This window comes from Streptomyces sp. NPDC057010, assembly GCF_042673805.1.
Lineage (GTDB): Bacteria > Actinomycetota > Actinomycetes > Streptomycetales > Streptomycetaceae > Streptomyces.
Map to the genome: position 1 here is coordinate 21,886 of NZ_JBHUSC010000024.1, position 13,524 is coordinate 35,409.

Here is a 13,524-nt window from a genome sequence, read left to right on the forward strand (position 1 = left end):
ATGCCGCTTTCCGTGTCCCTGAGCATCGAGGGCGACACCACCGTGATCGAGCTGACCGGCGAACTCGACGCCAAGACCGCGCCCGACTTCCACCAGACCATCGAGAAGGCCGCGGGCCACGGCACCAGCACCGTCGAGATCAGGATGGCCGGCGTCGGCTACATGGCCAGCGCCGGACTGCGCTCGCTGGTCTTCGCCCAGCAGAAGGTCGCCGACCACGTCACCATCAAGGTGGTCGGCGCCATCGAGCCGGTGTCCCGGACCATCCGGACGGCCGGGCTCGACCGGAGCATCCTCCTCTCCGATGAGTGACCACCGTGACCACGGGCCCGATGAATAACGTGGTCGAACTGGCGAGGACGCCCGCCGTACTGGAGGTGCCCGCCACCGTGGGGGCGCTGGGCGAGATCGCCGCGTTCGTCCAGCGGCTGGCCGGACGGGCGGGCCTGGACAAGGGCTCCGCCTACCGGATCCGGCTGGCCGTGGACGAACTGGCCACGAACGTCGTGATGCACGGGTACCGGGGCGGCGACGGGCGGATCACCGTCCGCGGCCGCTCCGGCCCGGGCGGGGTGCAGATCACCCTCATGGACACTGCACCCCCCTTCGATCCCGTCGAAGGCCGCCTCCCGCCCGCCCCCGGGGTTCCCCCGCAGGACCGGCGGATCGGCGGCCTCGGCATCCACCTGGCCCTGACCAGCGTGGACGAGTTCACCTACGTGCACAGGGACGGCCGCAACATCAGCACGCTGACTGTGAAGGCCAAAGGGACTGAGGGGACGGACCCATGCCCTCCACGACCGTGATCATCCTCGACGAGTACCCGCCACCGCCGCTCGAACTGCTCGACGCGCTGCGGACCATGGACGCGGAACTCGTCACCCGGACGCTGGCGGAGCTCCGCGACGGACCCCAGGACCTGCTGCCCGTCGCCGACGTGCTGCTCGCCCCGGCCGAGTCCGACGGAGAGTCCGTACGGCTGGCCGTACGCCGGCTGCGCCGCTGGGCCGGGGCCCCCATCGTGGTCGTCTGGACGGTGACGGAGTTCGCCGCCCTGGAAGAGCACGTCCGCATCGGCCACGACTACCTCGTACCGCCCTTCCTGCCCGCCCTCGTCGGAGCCCGCCTGCACAGCTGCTCGGAGCGCGCCGGACTCGGCCGCACCCTGCGCGAAGCCGACGCCCGCGCCGAACTCATGGGCTACGAGAAGGAACTGGAGATCGGCCGGGAGATCCAGGCCGGCTTCCTGCCCGAATCCCTGCCCGTCCCGGACGGCTGGGAGATCGACGTCCGCTTCCGGCCCGCACGCCAGGTCGCCGGGGACTTCTACGACGTCTTCGAGATCTCCCGCGGCCGCCGCCTCGCCTTCGTCGTCGCCGACGTCTGCGACAAGGGCGTCGGCGCGGCGCTCTTCATGGCGCTCATCCGCTCCCTGCTCCGGCACACCGCGGAGAACAGCGGCCTGCAGCACCTGGTGGCCGCCGGGCGCACCGGCGGCAGCCGGCGCATCCCGGTGGTCGGCGCCACCCCGCTGCTCAACGCGGTCACCGCCACCAACGGCTACCTCACCCGCAACCACCTGCGGCAGGGCTACTTCGCCACCCTGTTCTTCGGGGTGCTGGACCCGCTCACCGGCAGCCTGGTCTACATCAACGGCGGCCACAACCCGCCCCTGCTGCTGCGCGCCGACGGCAGCCGGCCCATCGCACTGGACGTCACCGGCCCCGCGGTCGGAGTCCTGCCCGACTGCGTTTACACCCTCGGCTACGCCCAGCTCAACCACGGCGACACGCTCTTCGCCTACACCGACGGCGTCCCCGAGGCCCGCTGCCCGAACGGCAGCTTCCTCGGAGACGAACGCATGCTGGAACTGCTCGCCGTCACCCCGGCGAGCGGCAAGGACGTGGTCGACCGGATGGACCTGGCGGTGCGCGAGCACACGGGCACCGCCGAACAGCACGACGACGTCACCATGCTGGCCCTGCACCGGCCACGTGCGGCGCGGGGGCCGCACGCGGACGGCACCGGCTACCGGGTGGTGGCCTGATGACCCGCACCATCGTGGTGCACTCGCACCGCGGTGGCACGGGCAAGTCCTCGGTCCTGGCGAACCTGGCGCTGCTGATCGCGGCCGAAGGACGCCGGGTGGGGGTGGTGGACACCGACATCCAGTCACCCACCCTGGACCTGCTGTTCCGCCTCGGGCCCGGCCCCTCGCTGGCCGACTACCTGCTCGGCCGCTGCGAGATCGAGGCCGCCGCCCAGCAGGCGGGCGCGCCCGGGCTGTACGTCGTACCGGCCAGGACCGGCACCGCCGCCCTGCGGGAGATCATGGCCAGCGGGTACGACGTGGGGCTGCTCCCGGAGGGTTTCGACCGGCTCGCCGAGCACTACGCGCTCGACGTGCTGCTGCTCGACACCCACGCGGGACTCAACAACGAGTCGGTGACCGCCATGGCCAGTGCCGACGTACTGATGATCATGGCGCGGGCCGACCGGATCGACCTCTCCGGAGTGGAGGAGACGATCGCCCTCGCCGGGCGCCTGGCCTGCCGGCGGACCCTGGTGCTGAGCATGGCCCCCGAGGGGATCGACCCGGTGGAGGCCCGGCGGCGCGCCGAGGACGTCTACGGGGCACCCCTGGCCGGAATCCTTCCGTACTCGCCGGAAATGGCGGCCCTGTACGGAGAACGCATATTCGCAGAAGCCCATCCCGACCATCCCCTGGTCGGTGAATTCCGCACCATCATCTCGGCGTTGGACGCACGTGACGAAGTATCACGTGCCTGACGCCACCCCCTTACGCCCCCCGCGCGGGGGCGTGTTGAATCGGCAGCGAATCCAGAACAAGGAGAGAATCATGAAGATTCTCGTCGTCATGACGGCCAAGGCCACGCTCCATCTGCTGGACGGCGAACAGCACCCCTCGGGATTCTGGGCCGAGGAATTCGTCGTTCCCTACCAGTTGTTCAAGGCCGCCGGCCACAGCGTGGACGTGGCGACGATCGGCGGCAAGGCGCCCACGGTCGACCAGACGAGCATCGACCCCCAGTTCCTCCAGTGGGTCCGCCCGCAGGGCTCGCCGGACGAGGACGCGGCCAACGCCGCCGAGTACGTCCGGGTCATCGGGAGCACCCCGCAGCTGGCGTCCCCGATCGCCCTCGAAACACTGACCGAGAAGGACATCGCCGACTACGACGGCGTCTACGTCAGCGGCGGCCACGGCGCCATCGGCGACCTGCCGAAGTCCGACGAACTCGCCCAGATCCTGCGCTGGGTCATCGCCCAGGACAAGCCGCTCGCCACCGTCTGCCACGGCCACACCTCGCTCCTCGCCCTGCGCGACGGCGAAGGCCGCTGGCCCTTCGAGGGCTACCGGATGACGGCCTTCTCGCACAGCGAGGAACTGGTCACCAACATGGCCGGCCGGCTCCCGCTGATCCTCGAGGTCGAACTCACCCGCCTCGGCGCCCGCTACGAGAAGGCCGAAGCGATCTGGGACTCGCACGTGGTCGTGGACCGCAAGCTGACCACCGGCCAGAACCCGTACTCCTCCAAGGCCCTCGCGGAGACGTTCTTAACGCAGCTCGCGAAGGGCTAGTACCGCCCCCGCATCCGACACCGGAAGGCAGCCATGTCCAAGCGCGTGCTCAGCGACCAGCCCTTGGCCAACCCCGGGAAGCTGTTCATCGGCGGCAAGTGGGTCTCGGCCCAGGACGGCCGGACCGAACCCGACATCAGCCCCGTGGACGGCCAGGAGATCGTGCCGGTGGCCCAGGCCACCGCCGCCGACGCGGACGCGGCCGTCGCCGCCGCCCGCAAGGCGTACGAGGAAGGTCCGTGGAGCAGACTGTCCGCGCAGGAGCGCGCGCTGCGGCTGAACCGGGTCGGTGAGCTCATCGAGCGCGACCTGGAGGAGATCGCCCTGCTGGAGACCGTGGACATGGGCAAGCCGTTCGCGTTCTCCAGCACGGTCGACGCCCCCATGGCCGCCCAGCTCATGCACTACTACGCCGGCGCCGTGACCCGCGTCGACGGCTCCTCGCGGGCCCCGGCCGGCGGACAACTCGCCTACACCCTGCGCGAACCGCTCGGCGTGGTCTGCGCCATCACCCCGTTCAACTTCCCGCTGCTGCTGTCGATGACGAAGATCGCGCCGGCGCTCGCGGCGGGCAACACCGTGGTCCACAAGCCCTCCCCGGCCACCCCGCTCACGGCACTGAAGATCGCCGAGCTCTTCCAGGAGGCGGAGATCCCGGACGGCGTACTGAACGTGATCACCGGTCCCGGCGTGGAACTGGGGGAGACCCTCACCGACCACCCCGACATCGACAAGATCGCCTTCACCGGCTCCACCGTCGTCGGCCAGTCCATCATCCGCAAGGCGGCCGGCACCCTGAAGAAGGTGACGATGGAACTCGGCGGCAAGTCCGCCAACATCGTCTTCGCCGACGCCGACCTCGACGCCGCCGAGGAACTCGCCTTCTTCGGCATCTACTACAACAAGGGCGAGATCTGCACCGCCGGCTCCCGCCTGCTGCTCCAGCGCCCCATCCACGACGAACTCGTCGAACGCCTCGTCCGCCGGGCCTCCGCCCTCAAGCCCGGCGACCCGCGCGACCCGGCCACGCTGTTCGGGCCGCTGGCCCACCGCGGCCAGTTCGACAAGGTCAGCTCGTACATCGAGATCGGCGAGAAGGAAGGCGCCGTCCTGCGCACCGGCGGCACCGGCTGGACCCCCGAGGGCGCCTCCAGCCAGGGCCTGTACTTCCTGCCGACCGTCTTCACCGGCGTCGACAACGGGATGCGGATCGCCCAGGAGGAGATCTTCGGACCCGTCCTGTCGATCATCCCCTTCGACACCGAGGAGGACGCCGTGCGCATCGCCAACGACAGCGCGTACGGCCTCGCCGCCGGCGTCCACACCAAGGACCTGCGGCGCGCCCACCGCGTCGCCTCGCAGATCAAGGCCGGCACCGTCTGGGTCAACTGCTACAACCAGTACGACCCCTCCGTGCCCTACGGCGGCTACAAGGCCTCCGGCTACGGCCGCGAGTGCGGGCCCGAGTCCCTCGAGAGCTACACCCAGACCAAGTCGGTCTGGATCGGCATGGACTGAGACCGGCACGGCTCGAGACCCCCCTTTCCCGAGGAGCGTCAATGCGGACAGGCATCATCGGCACCGGGCGGATCGGCACGGTCCTCGCCCGGATCCTCGTGGCGGCAGGCCACGAGGTCGTGCTCGCCAACGCACGGGGCCCGCAGACCATCGGCCCGCTCGTGGCCGAACTGGGACCGGCCGCCTCGGCGGCGCACCCCGCCGAGGCGGCCGGCCGGGCCGACCTGCTGGTGCTGATGGTGCCCTTCCCGAGCGTGCGGGGGCTCCTGCCACCGCACGTCGTACAGGACAAGGTGCTGGTGGACGCCACGAACGCGTTCGCCGGCGCCGGGGCCCCCGCCGATCTTGGCGGGCGAGGCTCCAGCGATCTGGTCGCCGAGTGGTATCCCGGCGCCCAGGTCGTGAAATCCCTGAACACCATGCACTTCGAAACCCTCGCCGTCGCCGGAACTGCGACCGGTGAGCGCCTGGCGCATTTCACGGCCGGCGACGACGGGAAATCGAAGGAAATCGTCGCGGGAATCATCACGGATCTGGGATTCGCACCCGTCGACACCGGCCCGCTGCACTCCGGGGGAATTCTCCAGCAGCCCGGCGGGCCCCTCTTCAACCGGCCGCTCACGGAAGCGCAGGCGCTGGCATGGATATCACACTGAACGTGAACGGAAGACCCGAACGGTTCTCGGCGCAGCCGAACGAACTGCTCGTGGAACGGCTCCGCGAAGGCCTCGGTCTCACCGGCACCAAAGTCGGCTGCGACACCGGCCAGTGCGGCTCCTGCGTCGTCCGCCTCGACGGCCGCTCCGTGAAGAGCTGCCTGATCCTCACCGCCGCGGCCGCGGGCTCCGAAGTGGCCACCATCGAGGGCGTCACCACCGCGGGCGGCGAACTCTCCGGCCTCCAGGAGGCCCTGCGCCAGGAACACGGCACCCAGTGCGGGTTCTGCACCCCGGGCATGGTCATGGCCCTCGGTGAGCTCGTCGACTCCACCGCCGGCGGCGAGGCACCCACCGAGCCCGAGATCCGCGAGTGGCTCACCGGCAACCTGTGCCGCTGCACCGGCTACCACAGCGTCGTACGGGGAGTGCAGCGCGCCTGCGCCCCCGCGGCGCAGCAGCCCACCGACACGGCGAGACAGGAGGCGTGAGGACATGACCGCAGTGACGGGGGAGCAGACCGCGCAGCCGCAGGAAGCCGCACCCACACCCGAACCCGAGCACACCGTGCTGGGGCAGCCGCTCGACAGCCGCGAGGACCCGCAGCTCCTGCGCGGCGAGGCCACGTACGTCGCCGACATCGACCTGCCCGGCACCGCCCACATGGCGATCCTGGGCAGCCCGGTCGCCCACGCGAAGATCCTCTCCATCGAGACCAAGGCCGCGCAGCAGATGCCCGGCGTCCTGAAGGTGGCCACCGCCGCCGACTTCGCCGACGTCATGCCGCTGCCCTGCATCTGGATCCCCGGCGGGGTCGAGAGCCACTTCCCGCCCCACCCCTACGGACTTCCCGGCGCACGCCCGGTCCTGACCGGCGACGCCGTCCGGCACGTCGGCGACCCCATCGCCGTGGTCGTCGCCGAGACCCCGCGCCAGGCCGCCGCCGCGCTGGCCGCCATCGCCGTCGAGTACGAGCCGCTGCCCGTGGTCACCCGGGCCGACGAGGCGCTCGCCGACGGCGCGCCCCAGCTGCACGAGGCCGTCCCCGGCAACCTGAACGCGTACTGGACCTGCGGCGACAAGGACCGCACCGACGCGGCCATCGCCGAGGCGGAAGTGACCGTGGAGCTGGACCTGGTCAACCAGCGCACCATCAACAGCCCCATCGAGCCCCGCGGCGCGGTCGGCGACTACAACGCGGCCACCGGCGAGTACACCCTCTACGCCTCCACGCAGGGCCCGCACAACCACCGCTTCCTGCTCTCCGCACTGGTCCTCGGCATCCCCTTCAACAAACTCCGGGTGATCGCCCCGACCGTCGGCGGCAGCTTCGGCACCAAGGGCTACCTGTACCCCGACATGGCGCTGGTCCTGCTGCTCTCCAAGGCGCTGAACCGGCCCGTGAAATGGGTGGACACCCGCACCGGGCTGATGAACTCCACCGTCCAGGGCCGCGACCACCGCCAGCACGTCACCCTCGCCGGCACCCGCGACGGCCGCATCACCGCCGTGCGCGCCACCAGCTACGCCAACCTCGGCGCCTACCCCTCGACGATCGGCCCCGGTGTCGCCACCGCCCTGATGGGCCGCTCCATCAGCGGCATGTACGACATCGACGCCGCCTTCTGCGAGGTCTACGCCGCCTTCACCAACACCGTCTCGCTCGGCGCCCAGCGCGGCAGCGGGCGCGCCGAGGCCGCCTTCCTCATGGAGCGCCTGGTCGACCGGTACGCCTCCGAGATCGGCATGGACCCGGCGGCGGTGCGGCGCAAGAACCTGGTGCCGAAGGAGAAGTTCCCGTACGACAACGGTCTGGGCTGGACCTACGACTCCGGGAACTACCAGCTGAACTTCGACAAGGCCATCGAGCTGTCCGGCTACGCCGACATGCCCGCCCGCAAGGCGGAGGCCCGCACCCGCGGCAAGCGGCTCGGCGTCGGCCTCGCCACCTACGTGGCGATCTGCGGGGTCGGCCCCTCCACCCGGATGTCGCAGGAGGGCATGCTCGGCGGCACGTGGGAGAGCGCCAACATCCGCGTCCACCCGACCGGCGAGGTCACCGTCACCGTCGGCTCCGCCTCCACCGGCCAGAGCCACGGCACCGTCTTCGCGCAGGTCGCCGCCGACGAGCTGGGCATCGACCCGGCCCAGGTCCAGGTCTACGAGGGCGACACCCTCAAGGCCCCCTACGGGCAGGGCACCTACGGTTCGCGCTCCTACAGCATGGCCGCGCCGGCCGTCGCCCTCACCGCCCGCAAGCTCAAGGCCAAGCTGGTGAAGGCCGCCGCCGTCTTCCTGAACGTCCCCGAGGACAAGGTCGTCTACTCCGGCGGCAAGGCCTTCGAGGCGGGCAACGAGGAGAACGCAAAGACCTTCGCCGAGCTCGCGATGGGCATGTGGTACGGCTGGGGCCTGCCACCGGAGATCGAGCCCGCCCTCGACGAGACCACCCACTTCGACCCGCCGGACTTCAACTACCCGTTCGGCACGCACGTCGCCGTCGTCGAGATCGACGAACTCACCGGCGAGACCGAGGTGGTGGCCTACACCGCCGTCGACGACGCGGGGAACATCGGCAACCCGAAGGTGGTCCTCGGCCAGATCGAGGGCAGCATCGTGCACGGCCTCGGCCAGGCGCTGATGGAGGCCGCCGAATACGACGAGAACGGACTGCTCGTCACCTCCGACCTCACCACCTACGCCCTGCCGCGCGCCGCCGACGTGCCGTTCTTCGCGCTCGACAAGACCGTCACGCCGTCCCCGCACAACCCGCTCGGCGCCAAGGGCGCCGGCGAGATCGCCACCGTCCCGCCCGCCGCGGCGGTCGTCAACGCCGTCGTCGACGCCCTGTCCGACCTGGGCGTGCAGCACATCGACATGCCGCTCACGCCCGAGAAGGTCTGGCGCCGCCTGCGAGGAGAAGCGCAGTGATCCTCACCGAGTTCGAGTACGTCCGGCCCGTCGGCCTCGACGAGGCGCTCACCCTGCTCTCCGGGACGCGCGGCGCCCGGGTCCTCGCCGGGGGGCAGTCCCTGCTGCCCGCCCTGCGGGCCGGCGACGACCGGGCGGACCTGCTGGTCGACGTACGCCGCCTGGAGGAGCTGCGGGGCATCGGCAGCACCGCCGACGGTATCCGGATCGGCGCGCTCACCACGCTCGCCGAGCTCGCCGCCGACCCGCTGGTCCTCGCCCGGGCGCCGGAGCTGGCCGCGGCCGCCCGCGCCAACGGGGACCCCCAGGTCCGCAACCTCGGCACCGTCGGCGGCAACCTCGCCGCCGGCGGGCGCGCCACCGACCTGCCGGTCGCCGCGATCGCCGCCGGCGCGGTGGCCGAACTGGCCGGCCCCGGCGGGCGGAGCACCGTACCGGCGGAGGAGCTCGCGGTCTCCGGCGTGCCGGCCGGAGCCGTGCTCACCGCGCTGCTGGCGCCCGCCGCCGGACCGGCCGGCGCCTTCGAGAAGACCGCCGACCGGGCCACCCGCTACCCGGTGTGCGCCACCGCCGTACGCATCACGTCCGACGGGCCGCGCATCGCCGTCACCGGCGCCACCGCCCGCCCGCTGCGGTTGCGCGGGGTCGAGGACCGGCTGCGCGGGGGCCCGTACACCACCGACGCCGTGCTCGCGGCCTTCCGCGGCGAGCCCCGGGAGCTGTTCGTCCCCGGGCGCGGCACCTCGGCCGAGTACCTCGGCCATCTCGCGGGGGTGCTCACCGCCCGCGCGCTGGCGAGGGCCCAGGCCCTCGCCTGACCGTCCACCACGGGGGAGTTGAGTTAAGCAGTGGCCGACACATCCAAGACGACCACAGGAGTCACCGTGCACCCAGCCGCCACAGCGGCCAGTGCGCCCAGAGGTTCCGGCTTCTGGGTGGTGGGCGCGGTCCTTGTCCTGCTGATGCTCTCCTCCTCCGTGCCCTCCGCCCTCTACGTGCTCTACCAGGAGAGATGGGGGCTGTCCTCCGGCATCATCACGGTGGTCTTCGCCCTGTACGCCGTCACCGTGCTCGCCGGGCTCCTGCTGTTCGGATCCCTGTCCGACACCCTGGGCCGGCGCCCGGTCCTGGGTGCCGGGCTGGTCCTGGCGATCGTCTCCATGGGCCTGTTCGCCGGGGCCCAGGGGCTCGGGCTGCTCCTCGCCGCCCGCGCCGTCCAGGGACTCGCCGTGGGCCTGGCCACCGGAGCCATGGGCGCGGCCCTCCTGGAACTCGCCCCGCGCACCCGGCCCGCGCTCGGCGCCCAGGTCAACAGCGCCGGGCCGACCGTGGGGATCGGGCTCGGCGGCATCGGGGCCGGTCTGCTCGTCCAGTACGCGCCCGCGCCGACCGTCCTCAGCTACCTGCTGCTGGTCGGGGCCTTCGCCGTGACCCTGGTGGGCGTGGTCCGGATGCGGGAGAGCGCACCCGGCGCGGGCGGCCGCTTCCGGGTGGTCCCGCACCGGATCCACGTGCCCGCCGGCGCCCGCGGCCGCTTCGCCGTCCTCGTCCTGACCATCGTCGCCGTCTGGTCGGTGGGCGGCTTCTACCTCTCCCTGGGCCCGCACCTGGCCCTCTCCCTGCTCCGGTCCACCAACTACCTCGTCGGCGGGGCCACGGTCGCCCTCCTCGCCGGGGCCGCGACCGCCGCCCAGCTGATGCTCGGCCGCACCGAGGCCCTGCGCACCGCCGTCCTCGGGCTGCTGGGGCTGCTCGCCGGGCTCGGCCTGGTCCTGCTGGCGCTGGGCCTCGGCTCGGCCGCCGTGTTCCTGGTGGCCACCGCCGTGCTGGGCAGCGGCTGGGGCGCCGCGTTCCTCGGCTCGTTCCGGGCGCTGAGCGGGCTCGCCGATCCGGCGCACCGCGGCGAACTGACTGCCGCCGTCTACGTCTTCGCGTACCTGGCGATGAGCGTCCCGGCGGTCCTCGCCGGCATGCTGACCAACATCCACGGGCTGCACCGCACCTCGGTCGGCTTCATGGCCGCCGTCGCCGGAGTGTGCGCGCTGGCCCTGCTGGTGACCCTGCGGCTGGCCGCCCGCACCCGGGCCGAGGGGAGCGCCGCGTGAACGCGCCGGAACTGAGGTCCGCGCTGCGCGGGCTGGAGATCTTCGCCGGGATCAGCGAGGAACAGCTGGACTGGCTGGTCTCCGTCTCCGAGCCCCGGGTCCTGGCCGACGGGGAGGTCCTCTTCCGGGACGGCGAGGAGGCCACCGGCTTCCACGTCCTGCTCTCGGGCGGGCTGGTCGTCACCAAGGTCGTCGACGGGCGGGAGGAGGTCCTGACCCGGCACTCCACCGAGGAGGAGGGCGTCGCCGCCGAGGACCACGACGGGAAACCCTCGGCCGCCCACCGGTTCACCGGTGAACTGCCGCTGCTGACCGAGGGCGCCTACGTGGCCACCGCGGCCGCGAGCGGGCCGTCGACCACCGTCGTCGCCTATCCGAAGCCGGTGTTCTTCGAGATGCTCACCCGCTGCCACGGGGTGGCCGCCGTACTGATCCCCGTACTGGCCTGGCGGATCAAGTCCTCCGAGGTGCAGGCCCGCAAGCGGGCCACCGTGGAGGCGCTCGGCACCCTGGCCGCCGGGCTGGCCCACGAGCTCAACAACCCGGCGGCCGCCGTGGCCCGGGCCGCGCAGGAACTGGCCCCCGCCCTGGACCGGCTCACCCGCACCGCCCAGGCGTGGGGAGCCGCCGCCGGCGGCGCCGAACGCTCCGTCTTCGACCGGCTCGCCGACGAACTGGACAAGCTGCCGCCGCCGGCGAGCACCGACCCGCTCGCCCAGGCCGACGCCGAGGAGGAGATCACCGACTGGGCCGAGGAGGCCGGCGCCGAACGGCCCGGGCTGCTCGGGTCGGGCGTCTCCGACCTCGGGCTGGAGCTGGGCTGGCTGCTGGAGCGGCTGGAGGGCGTCGGCGAGCCGGCCCTCGCAGCCGCCCTGGACCACCTGGCGGCGCTCCTGGAGATCCGGTCGCTCGCCGCCGAGCTGCGGGCCGCCGGCCCGCGCATCTCCCAGCTCGTCTCCGCCACCCGGGATTACGCCAATCTCGACCGGGCCCCCGAACAGCGCTTCGCGGTGACCGACGGAATGGAGAACACGCTGGTCGTACTGCGTTCCAAGCTGACCGGGATCAGCATCGTGCGTGCGTACGAACCCGGCCTGCCCGAACTGACGGGCTATCCGAGCGAGCTGAACCAGGTGTGGACCAACCTGGTCGACAACGCCGCCGAGGCGATGGAGGGCTCCGGCGTCCTCACGCTGCGCGCCCGCGCCGAAGGCGCCTGCATGGTCGTGGAGATCACCGACACCGGCCGCGGCATCCCGGAGGACTCCCTGCCGCGCATCTTCGAACCCTTCTACACCACCAAGGACGTCGGCAAGGGCACGGGCCTCGGGCTGCACCTCAGCTACCGCATCGTGACCCAGCGGCACCACGGGTCGATCACGGCCCGCTCGCGCCCGGGGGAGACCCGGATGGTCGTCCGGCTGCCCTTCGCCCAAGGCGGGGCCGGCAGTTCCCCGGCGTGCGCCTCACCTGCCGATACCCCTGCCGGCACAGCTGCCGAAGCACCCACCTCCACCGGTTCCTCCACCAGTTGAACGAATGGGAGTCGACATGGCCAAGTACGACATCTCCAAGCTGCACCCGGTGTTCGTCCGCCAGATGGAAGCCCTGGCGGCCCTGGACATCGAGGCGGTGATGAAGAACTACACCGACGACGCGGTGCTGTTGCGCTTCGAGGGGGTCTCGGTCGGTATCGACGCCGTTCGCGAGACGTTCACCGGCTATCTCACCGTCAAGCCCACCCTCGTCGAACTCCAGGAGTACATCGAGACCGACGACACCATCTTCTACCGCGCGATCATGAACCTGAACGGCGAACCGGAGCACGCGTTCGGGACACTTGTCGTCCGCGATGGCCGGATCTGGCGGCAAACGGCCGGCTTCGGCGGCTGACCGCCGAAATCTGGGTAGCGTGTGCGGGGAGGGCGGGTCCGCCCTCCCCGTATGCGTGGCACGTTGTAGATATATGCAAGACGTGGTGAAGGGGAGGTCATGGAAAGCGAAACCGGGCGGGTCGAGGCATTCAGCGATGGTGTATTCGCCGTCATCATCACCATCCTCGTTCTGGAATTGAAGGTTCCGGAGGAAACGGGATCGGATTTCTGGCACGGTGTCCGGGAACAGTGGCCCCATTACGCCGCCTATGTCGTGAGTTTCCTCATCATCGGTGTGATGTGGGTGAACCACCACACCATCTTCAGCAACATCAAGCGGGTCGACCGCCCGCTGTTGTTCCTGAATCTCCTGGTACTGATGGTGGTGTCGGTGGTGCCGTACACCACCAACGTCCTCGCCGAGCACCTCGTGGAGGAAGGCGGTTCCGCCAACGCGGCCGCGGTCCTCTACAGTGCCGTCACCGTGGCCTACGCCTTGGCGTTCCTGGCCTTCTGGTGGTACGTCACCCGCCTCGGCCACCTCTTCCACGAGCAGGTCGACAAGGAAGGGGCCCGGGCCACCCGGGTGCGTTTCGGCCTCGGCGCAATCGCCTACCCCCTCACCGTGGGCCTGGCCTTCTACTCGGCGACGCTCACCCTTGTCGCGCACTTCCTGATCGCGCTCTACTATGCGGCGAACCAGATCCCCATCCCCCTCGTGATAGAGGAAGAGCGGCTCGATTCTGCCAGCGACCTCAGGAAGTAGCCGCCGGGGCCTACGGCCGTTCTCCGCGGTCAAGTAGGGTATTGGATCTAGCTGGTCGCGGGGGAGGCACCAG

Annotated in this window: 14 protein-coding genes; all 14 read left to right on the plus strand. The window is 71.2% G+C overall.

Features of this window, described 5'->3' with window-relative positions:
• Complete coding sequence (locus ACFTXQ_RS20710; RefSeq protein ID WP_382642748.1) at window positions 1-312, plus strand: STAS domain-containing protein; 312 nt, start codon at window positions 1-3, stop codon at window positions 310-312.
• Window positions 309-806 carry an ATP-binding protein gene (locus tag ACFTXQ_RS20715; protein WP_382642750.1) on the plus strand — a complete coding sequence of 166 codons (498 nt, stop codon included), beginning with the start codon at window positions 309-311 and terminating at the stop codon, window positions 804-806. The genes ACFTXQ_RS20710 and ACFTXQ_RS20715 overlap by 4 nt, the downstream gene beginning before the upstream one ends.
• Window positions 788-2,047 (plus strand): PP2C family protein-serine/threonine phosphatase, encoded by a 1,260-nt coding sequence (locus tag ACFTXQ_RS20720; protein ID WP_382642752.1) that lies wholly within the window; start codon window positions 788-790, stop codon window positions 2,045-2,047. Before ACFTXQ_RS20715 ends, ACFTXQ_RS20720 begins: the two co-directional genes overlap by 19 nt.
• Window positions 2,047-2,790 (plus strand): AAA family ATPase, encoded by a 744-nt coding sequence (locus ACFTXQ_RS20725; RefSeq protein WP_382642754.1) that lies wholly within the window; start codon window positions 2,047-2,049, stop codon window positions 2,788-2,790. The genes ACFTXQ_RS20720 and ACFTXQ_RS20725 overlap by 1 nt, the downstream gene beginning before the upstream one ends.
• Window positions 2,791-2,860: 70 nt before the next feature.
• A complete protein-coding gene (locus ACFTXQ_RS20730; protein WP_382642756.1) occupies window positions 2,861-3,601 on the plus strand; it encodes a type 1 glutamine amidotransferase domain-containing protein in 741 nt (246 codons plus the stop codon).
• 33 nt (window positions 3,602-3,634) lie between these two features.
• Window positions 3,635-5,119, plus strand: a complete 1,485-nt coding sequence (locus ACFTXQ_RS20735; protein WP_382642758.1) for an aldehyde dehydrogenase family protein — start codon at window positions 3,635-3,637, stop codon at window positions 5,117-5,119.
• A 41-nt stretch (window positions 5,120-5,160) separates the two neighbouring features.
• Window positions 5,161-5,775, plus strand: coding sequence for an NADPH-dependent F420 reductase (locus tag ACFTXQ_RS20740; protein WP_382642760.1), 615 nt, complete (start codon window positions 5,161-5,163; stop codon window positions 5,773-5,775).
• Window positions 5,776-5,777: 2 nt separating this feature from the next.
• On the plus strand, window positions 5,778-6,266 hold the full coding sequence (locus tag ACFTXQ_RS20745; RefSeq protein ID WP_382642762.1) for a (2Fe-2S)-binding protein: 489 nt from the start codon (window positions 5,778-5,780) through the stop codon (window positions 6,264-6,266).
• Between the two features lie 4 nt (window positions 6,267-6,270).
• Entirely contained in the window at window positions 6,271-8,706 is a 2,436-nt protein-coding gene (locus ACFTXQ_RS20750; protein ID WP_382642764.1) for a xanthine dehydrogenase family protein molybdopterin-binding subunit, read from the plus strand.
• Window positions 8,703-9,524, plus strand: coding sequence for an FAD binding domain-containing protein (locus tag ACFTXQ_RS20755; protein ID WP_382642766.1), 822 nt, complete (start codon window positions 8,703-8,705; stop codon window positions 9,522-9,524). Before ACFTXQ_RS20750 ends, ACFTXQ_RS20755 begins: the two co-directional genes overlap by 4 nt.
• Window positions 9,525-9,554: 30 nt before the next feature.
• Window positions 9,555-10,811 (plus strand): MFS transporter, encoded by a 1,257-nt coding sequence (locus ACFTXQ_RS20760; RefSeq protein WP_382642768.1) that lies wholly within the window; start codon window positions 9,555-9,557, stop codon window positions 10,809-10,811.
• Window positions 10,808-12,346, plus strand: coding sequence for an ATP-binding protein (locus tag ACFTXQ_RS20765; protein WP_382642770.1), 1,539 nt, complete (start codon window positions 10,808-10,810; stop codon window positions 12,344-12,346). Before ACFTXQ_RS20760 ends, ACFTXQ_RS20765 begins: the two co-directional genes overlap by 4 nt.
• Window positions 12,347-12,362: 16 nt before the next feature.
• A complete protein-coding gene (locus tag ACFTXQ_RS20770) occupies window positions 12,363-12,704 on the plus strand; it encodes a nuclear transport factor 2 family protein (protein ID WP_257557273.1) in 342 nt (113 codons plus the stop codon).
• A 99-nt stretch (window positions 12,705-12,803) separates the two neighbouring features.
• A complete protein-coding gene (locus tag ACFTXQ_RS20775) occupies window positions 12,804-13,451 on the plus strand; it encodes a TMEM175 family protein (protein ID WP_382642772.1) in 648 nt (215 codons plus the stop codon).
• Window positions 13,452-13,524: the final 73 nt, after the last annotated feature.

What these genes read in the sequence shown, in the direction of transcription:
- ACFTXQ_RS20740 (WP_382642760.1), top strand. Translation starts at nt 5,161, where the DNA reads ATGCGGACAGGCATCATCGGCACCGGGCGGATCGGCACGGTCCTCGCC.
- ACFTXQ_RS20770 (WP_257557273.1), top strand. Translation starts at nt 12,363, where the DNA reads ATGGCCAAGTACGACATCTCCAAGCTGCACCCGGTGTTCGTCCGCCAG.
- ACFTXQ_RS20735 (WP_382642758.1), top strand. Translation starts at nt 3,635, where the DNA reads ATGTCCAAGCGCGTGCTCAGCGACCAGCCCTTGGCCAACCCCGGGAAG.
- ACFTXQ_RS20725 (WP_382642754.1), top strand. Translation starts at nt 2,047, where the DNA reads ATGACCCGCACCATCGTGGTGCACTCGCACCGCGGTGGCACGGGCAAG.
- ACFTXQ_RS20730 (WP_382642756.1), top strand. Translation starts at nt 2,861, where the DNA reads ATGAAGATTCTCGTCGTCATGACGGCCAAGGCCACGCTCCATCTGCTG.
- ACFTXQ_RS20775 (WP_382642772.1), top strand. Translation starts at nt 12,804, where the DNA reads ATGGAAAGCGAAACCGGGCGGGTCGAGGCATTCAGCGATGGTGTATTC.
- ACFTXQ_RS20720 (WP_382642752.1), top strand. Translation starts at nt 788, where the DNA reads ATGCCCTCCACGACCGTGATCATCCTCGACGAGTACCCGCCACCGCCG.
- ACFTXQ_RS20710 (WP_382642748.1), top strand. Translation starts at nt 1, where the DNA reads ATGCCGCTTTCCGTGTCCCTGAGCATCGAGGGCGACACCACCGTGATC.
- ACFTXQ_RS20750 (WP_382642764.1), top strand. Translation starts at nt 6,271, where the DNA reads ATGACCGCAGTGACGGGGGAGCAGACCGCGCAGCCGCAGGAAGCCGCA.